Below are 14,972 nucleotides of genomic sequence, written 5' to 3' on the forward strand. Positions count from 1 at the left end.
TCAACTGAAGAAACTGCGGGCCTTGGCCAGAGCGTCCACGAACGCATCGGCCTCGGCCTCGGTGTTATATAGGGCGAAGGAGGCGCGCGCGCTCGAGGTGACGCCGAAGCGTCGCATCAGGGGCTCGGCGCAATGGGTTCCGGCCCGCACGGCGACGCCGTAACGGTCCAGCACCTGGGCGATGTCGTGAGCATGGGCGCCCTCGACCGTGAACGACAGCACCGCGCCCTTGCCGGGCGCCGTGCCGAGAATCCTCAGGCCGTTGACGCCGGCCAGGCGCTCGGCGACCCGCTGATAGAGCGCGTGCTCATGGGCGAAGGCGGCGTCGCGATCCAGGCCGTTCAGCCAGGTGATCGCCGCGCCCAGGCCGACGGCCTCGAGGATCGCGGGGGTGCCAGCCTCGAACCGATGCGGCGGATCGGCATATCTGATCTCCTCCATGGACACCGAGGCGATCATCTCGCCGCCGCCCTGATAGGGCGGCAGAGCGGCCAGGCGATCGGCCTTGCCATAGAGCACGCCGATGCCGGTGGGGCCGTAGAGCTTGTGGCCGGAGAACACGTAGTAGTCGACGTCCAGAGCCCTCACGTCGACCCTGGAATGGACCACGCCCTGGCAGCCGTCGATCAGCACCTGGGCGCCGGCCGCGTGGGCCAGACGGACGATCTCGGCCACGTCATTGACCGTGCCCAGCACGTTCGACATCTGGGTCAGGGCGACCATCCTGGTCTTCTCGGAAAGCAGGCCCTTGTAGGCCTCCATGTCGAGACGGCCGTCGTCCAGCACCGGCACGAACTTCAGGACCACGCCCTTGCGCTCGCGCAGGAAGTGCCACGGCACGATATTGGCGTGGTGCTCCATCTCGGACAGCACGATCTCGTCGCCGGCCTTCAGCGACAACCCGAACGAGGCCGCCACCAGGTTGACCGCCTCGGTGGCGCTCTTGGTCCAGACGATTTCGCCGATATCCGCATTGATGAAGTCCGCGACAATTTGTCGCGCCTTCTCATAGGCTTCCGTCGTTTCATTGGCCAAGGTGTGCAGGCCGCGATGAACATTGGCGTAGGACGTGCGCGCCAGACCGGTCATGGCGTCCAGAACCGCATCCGGTTTCTGAGCGCTGGCGGCGCTATCCAGATAGATCAACGGCTTGCCGTGAACCGTTCGCGCAAGGATCGGGAACTGGGCGCGGATCGCCTCGACGTCGAACGGCGCGTCAAAAGCCATCAGTCAGCGCTCCGTCCCAGGCGCTCGGCGACCCAAGTGCGGGCGACCTCGCGAGCGGCGGCGTGTTCGATGCGCTCGACCACTTCGCCGACAAAGGCCTCGGTCAGCATGGCGCGGGCTTCCAACTCGGGAATGCCGCGCTGGCGGGCATAGAAGATCGCCTGCTCGTCCAGGGCGCCGATGGTGTTGCCGTGGGCGCAGGCGACGTCGTCGGCGAAGATCAGCAGCTCGGGCTTGGCGTCGACCTCGGCCTTGTCCGACAGGATCAGGGCGTGGTGGCCCATGCGGGCGTCGGTCTGGTCGGCGCCGGGCTGGACGATGATTCGGCCCTGGAACACGCCGCGCGCCTGGTCCGACACCATGCCCTTGGTCAGTTGCGAGGTGGTCCCACCGACTCCGGCGTGGGTGACCTGGGTAGTCAGGTCGGCGTGGCGCTGGCCGTCCAGCAGATAGATCCCGTCGAGCCGCAGGTCGGCCTGGGCGCCGGGATGGGCGACGTGGGTCTCGATGCGCTGACGGCGGGCGCCGGAGGTCAGGATGGTCTGGGCATAGCGGGCGCCGGGGGCCAGGGAGACCTCCGCGGTGCTGACGGTGACAGCGTGGGCCAGGTCATCGACCAGGACGATGCGCTCGAGTCGCGCGCCTTCACCGACCGAAAAATCCAGGCCGATATTGGCCAGATAGCCGCCCTGCCCCTGGCCCTCATAGCTTTCCAGCACGGTCAGGGTCTGGCCGGGCGCGACCGTCACGGCGAAGTCGGAGTCATGGGCCGTGGCGTCGGCATGGGACACGAACCGCAGCGCCAGAACGCCGGACTCGGGGGTGGGCTCGCCTTCGCGCACCCATCCGTTGACGATCACCACCGAGCCGTCGGCCAGCGCGTCGAACGGACCCGCGCCGACATCACCGACAAAGGCCGGGGACACCGCCGGAATGGCGCGGATCAGGCCGCGCAGATCCGTCCAGCGCCAGTCCTCGTCGCGGCGCGAGGGCAAGCGGCAGGCGTCGCCGGTCTTTATGGCCAGGGCCAGGCTCATGCCGCGGCGCTCGCATATTTGTCGTAGCCTTCGGCTTCCAGTTGCAGGGCCAGTTCCGGACCACCCGAGGCGACGATGCGGCCGGCGGCCAGAACGTGGACGCGGTCGGGTTTGATATAGTCCAGCAGGCGCTGATAGTGGGTGATCACCAGCATGCCGCGCTCGGGGCCGCGCAGGGCGTTGACGCCTTCGGAGACGATCTTCAGGGCGTCGATATCCAGGCCGCTGTCGGTCTCATCCAGGATGAGGAATTTCGGCGAAAGCATCGCCATTTGAAAGATTTCCATCCGCTTCTTCTCGCCGCCCGAGAAGCCGACGTTCAGACCGCGCTTGAGCATCTCGAAGTCGATCTTCAGCGAGGCGGCCTTTTCGCGGGCCAGCTTCAGGAAGGCCGGGGCGGCGATCTCGTCCTCGCCGCGCGCGCGGCGTTGGGCGTTGAGAGCTGTGCGGATGAAGGTCAGGGCCGGAACGCCCGGGATTTCAAGCGGATACTGGAAAGACAGGAACAGGCCCTTGGCGGCCCGCTCATTGGCGTCCAGAGCCAGCAGGTCCTCGCCATTGAGGCTGGCCGAACCCTCTGTGACCTCGTAGCCGCCACGGCCCGTCAGCACATAGGACAGGGTCGACTTGCCCGCCCCGTTCGGCCCCATGATGGCGTGCACCTCGCCCGCCGGCACGTCCAGCGTGACGCCCTTCAGTATGGCCTTGTCTTCGACGCGGGCGTGGAGGTTTTGGATATTAAGCATTGAAAGCCGTGATCTTTTCGAGCGTCTGGATAGCGAACGTGGTCGGCTTGCCGGTCAGGGCCGGCGCTTCCCATTCATGTTCGGGGCTGTAGCAGGCGAGTTTGAGCAGTTCGGTCAGCAGGGCGCGCTCGGCGGCGCCGTCGGCATTGCCGCCCGACAGCAGCTTGGCGCTGCGGTCGATCAGCGGCGCCTCGTCGCCATAGGGATTGATCCACGTGCCGTGCGCCGCCTGATAGGCCAGCTGGCGGGCGTATTTGTATTCCTTGTCGTTGAGCCCGAAGCGGACAGGGATCATCCCACGCTCCCTTCCAGGCTGATCGCCACCAGCTTCTGGGCCTCGACGGCGAACTCCATCGGCAGCTGCTGCAGTACGTCCTTGACGAAGCCGTTGACCAGCAGGGCCACGGCCTCTTCCTGGCTCAGGCCGCGCTGCTGGCAATAGAACAGCTGATCGTCCGACAGGCGGGTGGTGGTGGCCTCGTGCTCGAAAACGGTCTGGCCGTTGCGGGCCTCGATATAGGGGATGGTGTGGGCGGCGCAGGTCTTGCCGATCAGCAAGGAGTCGCACTGAGTGAAGTTGCGGGCGCCCTTGGCCTTGGGGTGGGCGCTGACCAGGCCACGATAGGTGCTGGTCGACTTGCCGGCGCTGATGCCCTTGGCGACGATCCGCGAGCGGGTGTTGGCGCCCAGATGGATCATCTTGGTGCCGGTATCGGCCTGCTGGTGGCCGTTGGTCACGGCGATCGAGTAGAACTCGCCTGAGCTCCCCTCGCCGCGCAGCACGCAGGACGGATATTTCCAGGTCACGGCCGAGCCGGTCTCAACCTGCGTCCACGACACCTTGGAGCGATCACCCCGGCAGTCGGCGCGCTTGGTGACGAAGTTGAAGATGCCGCCCTTGCCGGTCTCCGGATCGCCCGGATACCAGTTCTGAACGGTGGAATATTTGATCTCGGCGTCGTCAAGCAGGACCAGTTCGACCACGGCGGCGTGCAGCTGGTTCTCATCGCGCATCGGGGCCGTGCAGCCCTCCAGATAGGAGCAATAGGCGCCCTTGTCGGCGATGATCAGGGTGCGCTCGAACTGGCCGGAGTCCTTGGCGTTGATGCGGAAATAGGTCGACAGCTCCATCGGGCAGCGCACGCCCGGCGGGATGTAGACGAACGAGCCGTCGCTGAAGACCGCGCTGTTGAGGCAGGCGAAGTAGTTGTCCGAGGTCGGCACCACCGAGCCCAGATACTGCTTCACGAGGTCGCCGTGCTCGCGGATGGCCTCGCTCATCGAGCAGAAGATCACGCCGACGGCGGCCAGTTCCTTCTTGAAGGTGGTGACGACGCTGACGCTGTCGAACACCGCATCCACGGCGTAGCGCGGCGCGCCTTCAACGCCGGCCAGAACTTCCTGCTCTTTCAGCGGGATGCCCAGCTTGGCGTAGACGGCCAGGATGTCGGGATCCACCTCATCCAGGCTCTTGGGGCCGTCCTTGGCCTTGGGGGCGGCGTAATAGTAGGAGTCCTGATAGTCGATCTTCGGATAGTTGACCTTGGCCCAGTCGGGCTCTTCCAGCTCAAGCCAGCGGCGATAGGCGTCCAGGCGCCAGTCCAGCATCCACTGGGGCTCTTCCTTCTTGGCCGAGATGAACCGCACGATGTCCTCGGAGAGGCCTTTGGGGGCGAACTCCTGATCGATATCGGTGGTGAAGCCGTGCTCGTATTTCTCAAGCAGGGCGACGGTATCAACGGTTTCTTTAATCGCGGCCATCACGCCACCTCCCGGCGCCGGGCGCCGATACGCTTCCAGGCGGCGAGCCAGGCGTCGCCGCATTTGATCCAGTCATCTTCGGTGCTCGCCCAGCCGCCGCTGACCCGCAGGGCGTAGGGCGCCAGGTCGGAGCGGCCCATGGCCTCAACTACGCGGCTGGCCTTGACCTTGCCCGACGAGCAGGCGCTGCCGGCGCTGACCATCACGCCGGCCAGGTCCAGGTTCATCACCTGGATCTCGGAGCCGAAGCCTTCGCCGGCGAAGCACAGGGTTTGGGGCAGACGTTCGGCGCCTTCGCCCATCACGACCGCGCCCGCCGCCTTGACCCGCTCGGCCAGGGCGTCGCGCCACTGGGCCTGCGGCGCCATCGCGGGAAGATCTCGCGATGCCGCTTCGACGGCCGCGCCGAAGGCGGCGATGCCCGCGACATTCTCGGTCCCGGCCCGGCGGCCGCGCTCCTGACCGCCGCCGTGCTGGCGACGCGACAGCGTGGCGCGGGCTCCGGCGACCAGCGCGCCGACGCCCTGCGGTCCGCCCAGCTTGTGCGCCGACAGCGCCATCGTATCGGCGCCGAGGGCGGAAAAATCGATGGCGATCTTGCCGGCGGCCTGCACCGCGTCGACATGCAGCCAACCGTCAGCGGCGCGCACCAGAGCCGAAGCCTCGGCGACAGGCTGCAGGACCCCGGTCTCGTTGTTGGCCAGCATCAGGCAGACCAGGGCCCGGCCGGGCGCCTTCAGGTCGGCCTCCAGCCAGGCCATGTGCGCGACGCCATTGGCGTCGACCGGCCAGGTCTCGACCGGCAGGCCGCTGGCCCGGGCGGTCTCGACCACGGCGTCATGATCGGTGGCCCCGACGATGATCCGCTCGAAACCGGCGGCCTTGGCGCTTTCGATGGCCAGGGCGTTGGCTTCGGTGCCGCCGCTGACAAAGGTGACCGAACCGGCGGGCACGCCGACCAGAGCGGCGACCTGGGCGCGGGCGGTCTCGACCAGATCACGCGCGGCGCGGCCGGCGGCATGCACAGATGAGGGATTGGCCGGCGACTCCAGAGCGCGCAGCAGAGCCTCGCGGGCCTCCGGACGGATCGGACCCGTGGCGTTGTAGTCGAGATAGACGGATCCGCGAGGCAAGGTCATTCCGCCGCGATCTCCAGGGCCTTGGCGTCCGGACGCAGGCGACCTTCCAGCACATCGGCGATCGACACCGAGGTGAGATAGCCCTGGATCTGACGGCCCATCTCTTCCCAAAGGTCGTGGGTCATGCAGCGCTCGCCGCCCGCCATGCAGCCCTTGGGGCCGCCCTTGGTCAGGCCGCAGCGCGTGGCGCGCAGGGGCTCGTCCACGGCCAGGACAATATCGGCGATGCAGGTCTTGTCGGCGTCCAGCGCGAGGCGATAGCCGCCGCCAGGGCCGCGCGCGCTCTTGACCAGGCCCTTGCGGCGCAGGCGAGCGAAAAGCTGTTCGAGATAGGAGAGCGAGATCTGCTGACGCGCGGCGATCTCGGCCAGGGCGACGGCGCGGCCGTCCCCCTCGTCCTGGCGTTTGGCCAGGTCGGTCATGGCCATGACGGCATAACGTCCCTTGGTGCTCAGGCGCATGCGCCTTACTCCTTGCAGATTCCGCGCGCATCGGCTTTTGCGTGTGCTACAAGCCGCGACTTCGCGCCGGACCCTTGGTCCGCGTCGCTGGTTGCGATTTAGGAAGACCAAGCGCAGCGGTCAAGTATTCCGTCGGTCGAAAGATCCGGAATCGTCCGTCGCTTGCCGAACCAAAGAGGTCGATATGCCTGATGTGATTTTGGCCGGCGCGTCCGGACGGATCGAAGCGCGCTACTCACCGGGCAAGACCGAGACGGCTCCGATCGCCTTGATCCTGCACCCGCACCCCAAGGCGGGCGGGCACATGAACCACCCGGTATCGGTGCAGCTGTACCACCTGTTCATGAAGCGCGGCTTCGCGACGCTGCGCTTCAATTTCCGCGGCGTGGGCCGCAGCCAGGGCGAGTTCGACGCCGGCATCGGCGAACTGGCCGACGCCGCGACGGCGCTGGACTGGCTGCAAACCAGCAACCCTGCCGCCAGCCAGACCTGGGTCGCCGGCTTCGACTTCGGCGCCTATATCGGCATGCAGCTGTTGATGCGTCGCCCCGAGACCGATGGCTTCATCAGCGTCTCGCCGCCGACCAACATGTATGATTTCAGCTTCCTGGCGCCCTGCCCGGCTTCGGGCCTGTTCCTGACCGGTTCGGCCGACACCATCACGCCGCCCGTCGAGGTGGAGCGTGTGGTCTCAAAGCTGCGCACCCAGAAGGGAATCATCATCGACTATGAGGTGATCGACAAGGCTAGCCACTTCTGGACCGAGCACCTGCCCTCCGTGGAGCGCAGCGTCGGCGACTATCTCGACAAACGCATCGAGATGAACCCGATCTGACTTAAAGGCCTCCCTTCGGGGAGGCCTTTTTCGTTCGGGACAGGACGGCCGCGAGCCCTTACATAACGCTGGTAGCGGTAACGCGAGAGCGAACATGCACTACGACATCGTCATTGTCGGTGGCGGCGCGGGCGGACTGGAATTGGCGGCGCATCTTGGTCGTCGCTTGGGCCGAAGAACCGGCAAGGAGCGCGTGCTCCTAATCGACCGTTCCAGCTTCCATATCTGGAAACCGACCCTGCACGAGGTGGCGGCCGGGACGCTGGACGTTCACCAGGAAGGGATCTCCTATTCGATCCTCGGCCGCGCCAACGGCTTCAGCTTCCAGCTGGGCGAACTGACCACCTTCGATCCCGTCGCCAAGCGCCTGACCCTGAAGGCCATTCTCGACAAGTCTGGCGGCGTGCTCGCGCCGGAAAGAACGATCAGCTTCACCTACGGCGTGCTGGCCATCGGCAGTGGCTCGAACCTGTTTGGCACCCCCGGCGCCGAGCTGGCCTACCTGCTGGAACGCACCGAGGACGCCGAAGCCTTCCACGCGCGCCTGCTCGCCGCCTTCACCAAGGCCGCGTTCTCAACTGACAAAACCCTGAGCATAGCCATTGTCGGCGCGGGCGCGACCGGTGTGGAGCTGTCTGCCGAGCTGATCGAGGCCCATCGCGAACTGCTCGAAAGCCTCGGGAGCGAGCAGCGCTTTCGCCTGGACATCGCGATCGTAGAGGCCGCGCCGCGCATCCTGAACGGTCTGCCTCAGAAGATCGCCGACCAGGCTACGGTCGCCCTGGAGCGCAAGGGCGTGCGGGTCAAAACCGGCGCCAAGGTGCTGGCCGTTCACGCCGATCGGCTGGAAACCAGCCTGGGCGATATTCCCGCTGACCTCGTGGTCTGGGCGGCGGGCGTCAAGGCAGCCCAGACCAATGCCGGCTTCGGACTGGAGACCAATGCTGGCAATCAGTTCGTGGTCAATGGCCGGCTGGAAACGTCAGCCCACGACATCTGGGCGCTGGGCGATTGCGCCGCCTGCCCGTGGACAGAGGGACGTCTTATCCCCGCCCGCGCCCAGGCCGCCCACCAACAGGCTGACTACCTGACCAAGTCCCTGACAGCTCGCCTGGGCCAGCGCCAGATCGAGACGCCGTTCGTCTATCGCGACTTCGGCTCTCTGGTGTCGCTGGGCGACAACAAGGGCGTCGGCGCCCTGATGGGCGGACTGGGCGGCCCCAACTTCTTCATTGAAGGCCTGCTGGCCAAATGGGCCTACATGTCACTGCACTTGGATCACCACCGGGCGATCCTGGGAATCGGCAAGACGGCGGTGCTGGCCCTGGCCCGGCTGCTGCAGCATCGCGTGGCGGGGCGGTTGAAGCTGCACTAGATCGGCTGGACGATCCGTCCGCCGGTCATCGGCGCCTTAACCCCCGTCGTGCCTGGGAAACTGATCGGCAGCCCCCGCGCCGTGCGGGCCGCGAGATAGGCGAAGGCCTCGGCCTCGATGGCGTCGCCGCGCCAGCCATAGTCCTCGGCGGTCTTGACCGGCACCGGCGCGCGTTCGGCCAGGGCGCGCATGATCTGCGGATTGTGCCGCCCGCCGCCGCAGACGATCAGAGCCGCCGGCAGAGCGCCCAATTCGAACGCCTTGACGACCGCCTCGGCGGTGAAGGCCACCAGGGTGGCGGCGGCGTCCTCGGCGGACAGGGATTCGACCAGATCCAGCGGGAAGTCGTAGCGGTCCAGTGACTTGGGGGCCGGGCCGGCGAAATAGGCGCTGGCCAGGAAGGTGTCGAGCACGGTCTGGTCAACCTTGCCCGCGGCGGCCAGGCGGCCTCGATCATCGAAACGCCCCAACCCGCGCGACTGCAGCATCAGATCGATCATGCCGTTGCCAGGGCCGGTGTCGAAGGCCAGCAGGTCCTCGCCCTCGCCCACCAGGGTGATATTGGCCACGCCGCCGATGTTCAGCGCCGCCACCGGCGCGGCCAGGCCTGACGCTCGTGCGCGGGCCGCATGATAGATCGGGGCCAGGGGTGCGCCCTGCCCGCCCGCCGCCACGTCGGCGGTGCGGAAATCGAAGGCCACCGGCCGGCCGGTGGCGCGAGCCAAGCGCTCGGCGTCGAGCAGTTGCACCGTGCGGCCGATCCGGCCCGGCTCGGGCCGCTCGTGCAGCACCGTCTGGCCGTGGACGCCCAGCAGATCAAATTCCGACCAGGTCAGGCTGTGTTCGGCCAGGAAGCTCTGGGCGGCCTGGAAATGCTCGTCCGCGACCGCCTGCGCCGCCTCGGCGAAGATGTCCGGCGCCGGCTTGCCGCGCGGCCAGCCGCGGGCGACCTCGGTGGCCACCAGCAGCAGGTCGCGGGTTTCCTCGCGCAACTTGCGCTCGCCGCAGGGCCCAAAGGCCTGAATCTCTTCGCCGTCAGTCTCGAGCACCGCCATGTCGACCGCGTCGAGCGAGGTGCCGGTCATGAATCCCAGAATACGCATCAGCGTTGACTGCCATGGTCGCAGGCCTGTAGCTAGACCCATGATCGACGCTCGTTTCGCCGCTGCCACCTATTACCGCCCGCTCAATTAGCGGGAGGCCGGCCTGACACGTCGATGCGCCCCGCCCTGCCGGGGTCGCGTCTCACCAGATCATCGCGCTCCGGCCCTATCCGGAGACTGACCCATGAAACCCTCGCCACATCACGGCTCGCTCGTGCTAGACGGCCCACCGTCACTTCAAGAGCCGTCCCATCCAGAGAGTCGATCCATGTCCGCGCCCGCCTCGTTCAAGTCGGAATTCCTGCAAACCCTGCAGGCGCGCGGCTATATCCATCAGATCACCCACCCGGACGAACTGGACGCCGCCGCCGTCGGCGGGATCGTCACCGCCTACATTGGCTTCGACGCCACGGCGCCCAGCCTGCATGTCGGCTCGCTGATCCAGATCATGATGCTGCGCCGCCTGCAGCAGGCCGGCCACAAGCCGATCGTCCTGATGGGCGGCGGCACCACCAAGGTCGGCGACCCCACCGGCAAGGACGAGAGCCGCAAGCTGCTGTCGGACGCCGACATCGCGGCCAACATCGCCGGCATCAAGTCGGTGTTCGCCAAGTTCCTGACCTTCGGCGACGGGCCGACCGACGCCGTCATGGTCGATAACGACGCGTGGCTCTCCAAGTTCGGCTACGTGCAGTTCCTGCGCGACTACGGCGTGCACTTCACGGTCAACCGGATGCTGGCCTTCGACTCGGTCAAGCTACGCCTCGAGCGCGAACAGCCGATGACCTTCCTCGAATTCAACTACATGCTGATGCAGGCGGTCGACTTCCTGGAACTGAACCGCAAGTTCGGCTGCGTGCTGCAGATGGGCGGCTCTGACCAGTGGGGCAATATCCTCAACGGCGTGGAGTTGACCCGGCGCGTGGATCAGAAGGCCGCCTACGGCCTGACGACGCCGCTGCTGGCGACCGCCTCGGGCGCTAAGATGGGCAAGACCATGTCGGGCGCCGTGTGGCTCAATGCTGAGCAGTTGAGCCCTTATGACTACTGGCAGTTCTGGCGCAACACCGAGGACGCCGATGTGGGTCGCTTCCTGAAGCTGTTCACCGACCTGCCTCTGGACGAGATCGCCAGGCTGGAAGCCCTGCCCGGCGCCCAGCTGAACGACGCCAAGAAGGTGCTGGCCGACGAAGCGACGCGCATGGCGCATGGCGACGAGGCCGCGCGCTCGGCTCGCGACGCTGCTGAAAAGGCGTTCGAGCAGGGCGTGACCTCTGCCGACCTGCCGACCTTTGAGGTTCCCGCTGCGGATCTGAAGGCCGGGATCGTCCTGGCCAACCTGTTCGCCGACGCCGGCCTGGCCGGTTCCCGAGGCGAGGCCCGTCGCCTGGCCCAGGGCGGCGGCTTGAAGGTCAATGACAAGGCCGAGGCCGACGCCAACCGCGTCGTGACCGAAGGCGATCTGATCGACGGTGTTGTCAAGCTGGCGGCCGGCAAGAAGAAGATCGTTCTGGTCAAACCGGTTTAAGCTATCAGTCGTCCCGACTCGCGGCCTCGCCACGGGTCGGGACGACACCAAGAGTTGAGGAGAGAGACGATGCTTCAGGCTGGCGACAAGGCTCCCGCGTTCGACCTGCCCACCGATACCGGCCGGGTCAGCCTGGCGGGCCTCAAGGGCAAGAACATCGTTCTCTATTTCTACCCTAAGGATGACACGTCCGGCTGCACGTCCGAGGCCCTGCAGTTTTCGTCAGAGGTCGAGGAATTCGCCAAACTGGGCGCCGTGATCATCGGCGTGTCCAAGGACAGCGCGGCTTCGCACGCCAAGTTCCGCCTCAAGCACGACCTGACCGTCGAACTGGCCGCCGACACGACCGGAGAGATCGTCGAGACCTACGGCGCCTGGGTCGAGAAGAGCATGTATGGCCGCAAATATATGGGCATCGACCGCTCGACCTTCCTGATCGACGCCGAGGGCGTGGTCCGGGAGGTCTGGCGCAAGGTCAAGGTGCCCGGTCACATCAAGGCCGTGCTGACTGCGGCCAAGGCTCTGAAATAACCCACTTCTTGCGGATTTTTTTATCCGCGTGGCGGCTCGGCCGCCTGCTTGGCTGTGTTGTATTTGCGCCGCGCGTCCCGGCCAATGACCACCTGTGCGACAGACGGCCTTGCCGATCGCGTTCAGGTCACGTTAACGGTTTCGGCGATATGATGAAATTTGTAGCTCACTCTCTCCAGGGGCGGGAAGAGTCTTGCACAGGCATTCAATATCGTTGCATATCCCCCTTGTTCTGAAAACGGGGGTTTCGTGAGCGATGGCCATCAAACGCTTCAAGCGACTGCGGCAATCCCTCGAAGGTCTTTTCCCTGAAAGGCATCTCTATATCCGCTCAGGCGGCGAGATGCGGGGCTACGTTTTCTCCACCAACAAGCAACTTCTCGCGAGCGCCGTTGTCGGCTGCGCAGCCCTGTGGATGGGCGTCTGCACCGCCGCGATGATGGTCAACGCCTTGGCGGTCAGCTCGACCGATCAGCAGGTCATCAAACAACGCGCCTATTATGAGCGCCTCAATGCCGACCGGCAGGCCCGCCTCAACAGCGCTGTGGCCCAGCTTTCGGCCACCAACGGCTCGCTGGACGAGTTGGCCGCATCCGTCGAAAAACGCCACTCCGCCCTGGCCCTGCTGGTCAGCGACTTCCGAGGCGTGCCCGGCGCCGCCGACGCCCTGAAGGTCAGCAAGCCGCGTTTGCTCGCCGCCACGCCCGTCCAGCGCATCCAAGCCACGCGTATGGATCAGGAACGCCTGATCGACGCCGCCGAAACCTTCGCCAAGAGCCGCGCCGAACGCCTCCGGCTGGCCATGCGAATGGCCGGACTGGACGCCGGCAACTATACCGGCCGCGGCGGCTCTCTGGGTGGTCCGCTGATCGAGGCCAAGGATCCCCGGGCGCTTGCCGCCGTGCTCGACGTTGATGAAGACTTCGCCTCCCGGATTAAGCGCGCCGCCACCGACATGTCGGACATGCGTGCGCTCAACACCGCCGCCAAGAAGCTTCCCTTCTTCCGTCCGACCAGCAATCCGGCGCTCAGCAGCAGTTATGGCGTGCGCTTTGATCCCTTTACCCATCGCCCGGCCTTCCATTCGGGCCTCGACTTCCCCGGCGCCTTCTACACCCCGATCATGGCGACGGCGCCCGGCGTCGTGTCGTTCACCGGCGTACGCTCCGGCTATGGCAATACGATCGAAATCGACCATGGCGGCGGCTTCAAGACGCGCTATGCTCACCTTCAAGCGATCTCCGTGCGCGTCGGACAGCGTGTGGCGATCGGTCAACGCGTTGGCGCCATGGGCTCGACCGGCCGGTCGACCGGCCCGCACCTGCACTACGAAGTCTGGGCCAATGGTAGGGCCCAGAACCCTAATCGCTTTTTGAAGGCTGGTGAGTATGTTCAGCAAGCAAACTAAGGGTCAGGCGCGCGGTCCGGCCAAGATCGAGCCCTTGCCGACCACCCCCATTACCTCCGTTGATCCAACGCGCAAGGCCGCCCCCAAGGTCGCGTCCCTGATCTCGGCGGACATCACCATCGAGGGCAATGTCACCGGTGAAGGCGAACTGCAGGTTGATGGCATCGTTCGCGGCGATATCCGCGTGGGCCGCCTGACCGTCGGCGAAACCGGCCACGTGGAAGGCTCCGTCTACGCAGAAGCCTCGGAGGTTCGCGGCCGCGTCGTCGGCTCGATCACCTCCAAGCAGGTTCGCCTCTACGGCACCTCCTATATCGATGGCGACATCACCCATGAGCAACTGGCCATGGAAACGGGCGCCTTCTTCCAGGGTCGCAGCCTGAAGTTCCAGCGCCCCGCGCCTCAGCCGGCGCCCGCACCGACCCTGGCGGCCCCCGCTCCGGCGCCTACCCCTCAGGCCAAGCCCGCCTAAACGAAAAACGCCCCGGAGTGATCCGGGGCGTTTTACTTTTGCGGCCTATCGCGCGACCCTGGAGCAAGGCGCGTGAAATCGGACTCACGCGCCTTGCTCCAGGTTTTTGTTTTCGCATCGTTTTTGCGGAAAACCGGCGTCCACTTTTCCGCACGATGCTTTAGGCGTCGCGCGTGGCGCCGACGCGCTGGGCCAGGGACGCACCCATGAAGTCGTCGAGATCACCGTCCAGCACCCCTTGGGTGTCGGAGGTTTCGACATTGGTCCGCAGATCCTTGACCATCTGATAGGGCTGCAAGACGTAGCTGCGGATCTGGTGACCCCAGCCGATATCGGTCTTCTGGTCTTCCAGCGCCTGCTGCGCGGCCTCGCGGCGTTGCAGTTCGGCCTCATAGAGGCGCGCGCGCAGCATCTTCCACGCTTCTTCGCGGTTCTGGTGCTGTGAGCGGCCGGCCTGGCAGGCCACGGCGATGCCGGTGGGGATGTGCGTCAGACGCACCGCCGAATCAGTCTTGTTGATGTGCTGACCGCCGGCGCCGCTGGCGCGATAGGTGTCGGTGCGCACATCCGACGGATTGATATCGATCTCGATGGCGTCGTCCACCACCGGATAGACCCAGGCCGAAGCGAAGCTGGTGTGGCGCTTGGCGGCCGCGTCATAGGGACTGATCCGCACCAGACGGTGCACGCCCGCCTCGGTCTTCAACCAGCCATAGGCGTTCTGGCCCTTGATCAACAGGGTGGCCGACTTGATGCCCACCTGGTCGCCGGACGTCTCTTCGACCAGCTCCACGCTCATCTTGTGCGCATTGGCCCAGCGCGAATACATCCGCAGCAGCATGCCGGCCCAGTCGCAGGACTCGGTGCCACCGGCCCCGGAATTGATTTCGACATAGCAGTCATTGCCGTCGGCCTCGCCCGACAACAGGGCTTCCAGCTCGGCGCGGCCGGCGCGGTCCTTGAGATCCTTCAGTTGGGCGCGGGCGTCCTCCAGGACAGCTTCGTCCTCCTCCATGTCCGCCAGTTCGGCGTATTCGAGGGCGTCCTTGAGCCCGCGTTCGAGCACCTGAACAGCCTCGACACGGCCCGCCAGACTGGCGCGCTCGCGCGAGACGGCCTGGGCCTCGGCGGGTTTGTCCCAAAGCGTAGGGTCTTCGACCCGGGCGTTCAGCTCATCGAGCTTTCGAAGTGCGGCATCCCAGTCAAAGACGCCTCCTGAGCAGTCCAATGGACTGCTCGATGTCGGCCGCAGAGGCCTCAACATCCGGTCGCATCACGTTACTCCGTGACAAGTGTGAAGGGCGCGGGGAATAGCCCGCGCCCGGAGTCGGCGCAACGCCGATGATGGA

15 protein-coding genes are annotated in these 14,972 nt (G+C 66.0%); 6 read left to right on the top strand and 9 right to left on the bottom strand.

Going from position 1 to position 14,972, the window contains the following annotated elements:
* From ACW18B_RS14280 to ACW18B_RS14310, 7 genes are read right to left on the bottom strand one after another with little or no spacing between them, the layout of a single operon-like run.
* The gene (locus tag ACW18B_RS14280) at positions 1 to 1,227 is read right to left on the bottom strand and encodes an aminotransferase class V-fold PLP-dependent enzyme (protein WP_492047691.1); all 1,227 of its coding nucleotides are present in this window, start codon (positions 1,225 to 1,227) and stop codon (positions 1 to 3) included.
* The gene (sufD, locus tag ACW18B_RS14285) at positions 1,227 to 2,264 is read right to left on the bottom strand and encodes a Fe-S cluster assembly protein SufD (RefSeq protein ID WP_492047692.1); all 1,038 of its coding nucleotides are present in this window, start codon (positions 2,262 to 2,264) and stop codon (positions 1,227 to 1,229) included. Before sufD ends, ACW18B_RS14280 begins: the two co-directional genes overlap by 1 nt.
* On the bottom strand, positions 2,261 to 3,010 hold the full coding sequence (gene sufC / locus ACW18B_RS14290) for a Fe-S cluster assembly ATPase SufC (protein ID WP_492047693.1): 750 nt from the start codon (positions 3,008 to 3,010) through the stop codon (positions 2,261 to 2,263). The genes sufD and sufC overlap by 4 nt, the downstream gene beginning before the upstream one ends.
* The gene (locus ACW18B_RS14295; protein WP_492047694.1) at positions 3,003 to 3,305 is read right to left on the bottom strand and encodes a hypothetical protein; all 303 of its coding nucleotides are present in this window, start codon (positions 3,303 to 3,305) and stop codon (positions 3,003 to 3,005) included. The genes sufC and ACW18B_RS14295 overlap by 8 nt, the downstream gene beginning before the upstream one ends.
* Positions 3,302 to 4,771, bottom strand: a complete 1,470-nt coding sequence (gene sufB / locus ACW18B_RS14300; RefSeq protein ID WP_492047695.1) for a Fe-S cluster assembly protein SufB — start codon at positions 4,769 to 4,771, stop codon at positions 3,302 to 3,304. The genes ACW18B_RS14295 and sufB overlap by 4 nt, the downstream gene beginning before the upstream one ends.
* On the bottom strand, positions 4,771 to 5,910 hold the full coding sequence (locus tag ACW18B_RS14305) for a cysteine desulfurase family protein (RefSeq protein ID WP_492047696.1): 1,140 nt from the start codon (positions 5,908 to 5,910) through the stop codon (positions 4,771 to 4,773). The genes sufB and ACW18B_RS14305 overlap by 1 nt, the downstream gene beginning before the upstream one ends.
* A complete protein-coding gene (locus tag ACW18B_RS14310) occupies positions 5,907 to 6,371 on the bottom strand; it encodes an Rrf2 family transcriptional regulator (protein ID WP_492047697.1) in 465 nt (154 codons plus the stop codon). The genes ACW18B_RS14305 and ACW18B_RS14310 overlap by 4 nt, the downstream gene beginning before the upstream one ends.
* Positions 6,372 to 6,555: 184 nt before the next feature.
* Here ACW18B_RS14310 and ACW18B_RS14315 point away from each other — a divergent pair, with 184 nt between their 5' ends.
* Together ACW18B_RS14315 and ACW18B_RS14320 are read left to right on the top strand one after the other, a co-directional pair.
* Entirely contained in the window at positions 6,556 to 7,206 is a 651-nt protein-coding gene (locus tag ACW18B_RS14315) for an alpha/beta hydrolase (protein ID WP_492047698.1), read from the top strand.
* 94 nt (positions 7,207 to 7,300) lie between these two features.
* Complete coding sequence (locus tag ACW18B_RS14320; RefSeq protein ID WP_492047699.1) at positions 7,301 to 8,581, top strand: NAD(P)/FAD-dependent oxidoreductase; 1,281 nt, start codon at positions 7,301 to 7,303, stop codon at positions 8,579 to 8,581.
* Here the strand turns inward: ACW18B_RS14320 and ACW18B_RS14325 are convergent.
* Positions 8,578 to 9,684 carry an anhydro-N-acetylmuramic acid kinase gene (locus ACW18B_RS14325; protein ID WP_492047700.1) on the bottom strand — a complete coding sequence of 369 codons (1,107 nt, stop codon included), beginning with the start codon at positions 9,682 to 9,684 and terminating at the stop codon, positions 8,578 to 8,580. The genes ACW18B_RS14320 and ACW18B_RS14325 overlap by 4 nt on opposite strands.
* Before the next feature lie 184 nt (positions 9,685 to 9,868).
* On the opposite strand from ACW18B_RS14325, the gene tyrS reads away from it, so the two are divergent.
* From tyrS to ACW18B_RS14345, 4 genes are all read left to right on the top strand, one after another.
* Entirely contained in the window at positions 9,869 to 11,212 is a 1,344-nt protein-coding gene (gene tyrS / locus ACW18B_RS14330) for a tyrosine--tRNA ligase (RefSeq protein ID WP_492047701.1), read from the top strand.
* Between the two features lie 69 nt (positions 11,213 to 11,281).
* The gene (locus tag ACW18B_RS14335) at positions 11,282 to 11,743 is read left to right on the top strand and encodes a peroxiredoxin (protein ID WP_492047702.1); all 462 of its coding nucleotides are present in this window, start codon (positions 11,282 to 11,284) and stop codon (positions 11,741 to 11,743) included.
* A 256-nt stretch (positions 11,744 to 11,999) separates the two neighbouring features.
* Entirely contained in the window at positions 12,000 to 13,151 is a 1,152-nt protein-coding gene (locus tag ACW18B_RS14340) for a peptidoglycan DD-metalloendopeptidase family protein (protein ID WP_492047703.1), read from the top strand.
* Positions 13,132 to 13,623 carry a bactofilin family protein gene (locus ACW18B_RS14345; RefSeq protein WP_492047704.1) on the top strand — a complete coding sequence of 164 codons (492 nt, stop codon included), beginning with the start codon at positions 13,132 to 13,134 and terminating at the stop codon, positions 13,621 to 13,623. The genes ACW18B_RS14340 and ACW18B_RS14345 overlap by 20 nt, the downstream gene beginning before the upstream one ends.
* A gap of 160 nt (positions 13,624 to 13,783) precedes the next feature.
* Here the strand turns inward: ACW18B_RS14345 and prfB are convergent.
* A protein-coding gene (gene prfB / locus ACW18B_RS14350) for a peptide chain release factor 2 (RefSeq protein WP_492047705.1) occupies positions 13,784 to 14,897 on the bottom strand; the annotation gives its coding sequence in 2 pieces (ribosomal slippage) (positions 13,784 to 14,827 and positions 14,829 to 14,897; 1,113 coding nt in all).
* Between the last annotated feature and the right edge of the window lie 75 nt (positions 14,898 to 14,972).

The organism is Caulobacter sp. FV2ps19 (assembly GCF_058681035.1).

What these genes read in the sequence shown, in the direction of transcription:
- ACW18B_RS14280 (WP_492047691.1), bottom strand. Translation starts at nt 1,227, where the DNA reads ATGGCTTTTGACGCGCCGTTCGACGTCGAGGCGATCCGCGCCCAGTTC.
- sufD (WP_492047692.1), bottom strand. Translation starts at nt 2,264, where the DNA reads ATGAGCCTGGCCCTGGCCATAAAGACCGGCGACGCCTGCCGCTTGCCC.
- sufC (WP_492047693.1), bottom strand. Translation starts at nt 3,010, where the DNA reads ATGCTTAATATCCAAAACCTCCACGCCCGCGTCGAAGACAAGGCCATA.
- ACW18B_RS14295 (WP_492047694.1), bottom strand. Translation starts at nt 3,305, where the DNA reads ATGATCCCTGTCCGCTTCGGGCTCAACGACAAGGAATACAAATACGCC.
- sufB (WP_492047695.1), bottom strand. Translation starts at nt 4,771, where the DNA reads ATGGCCGCGATTAAAGAAACCGTTGATACCGTCGCCCTGCTTGAGAAA.
- ACW18B_RS14305 (WP_492047696.1), bottom strand. Translation starts at nt 5,910, where the DNA reads ATGACCTTGCCTCGCGGATCCGTCTATCTCGACTACAACGCCACGGGT.
- ACW18B_RS14310 (WP_492047697.1), bottom strand. Translation starts at nt 6,371, where the DNA reads ATGCGCCTGAGCACCAAGGGACGTTATGCCGTCATGGCCATGACCGAC.
- ACW18B_RS14315 (WP_492047698.1), top strand. Translation starts at nt 6,556, where the DNA reads ATGCCTGATGTGATTTTGGCCGGCGCGTCCGGACGGATCGAAGCGCGC.
- ACW18B_RS14320 (WP_492047699.1), top strand. Translation starts at nt 7,301, where the DNA reads ATGCACTACGACATCGTCATTGTCGGTGGCGGCGCGGGCGGACTGGAA.
- ACW18B_RS14325 (WP_492047700.1), bottom strand. Translation starts at nt 9,684, where the DNA reads ATGCGTATTCTGGGATTCATGACCGGCACCTCGCTCGACGCGGTCGAC.
- tyrS (WP_492047701.1), top strand. Translation starts at nt 9,869, where the DNA reads ATGAAACCCTCGCCACATCACGGCTCGCTCGTGCTAGACGGCCCACCG.
- ACW18B_RS14335 (WP_492047702.1), top strand. Translation starts at nt 11,282, where the DNA reads ATGCTTCAGGCTGGCGACAAGGCTCCCGCGTTCGACCTGCCCACCGAT.
- ACW18B_RS14340 (WP_492047703.1), top strand. Translation starts at nt 12,000, where the DNA reads ATGGCCATCAAACGCTTCAAGCGACTGCGGCAATCCCTCGAAGGTCTT.
- ACW18B_RS14345 (WP_492047704.1), top strand. Translation starts at nt 13,132, where the DNA reads ATGTTCAGCAAGCAAACTAAGGGTCAGGCGCGCGGTCCGGCCAAGATC.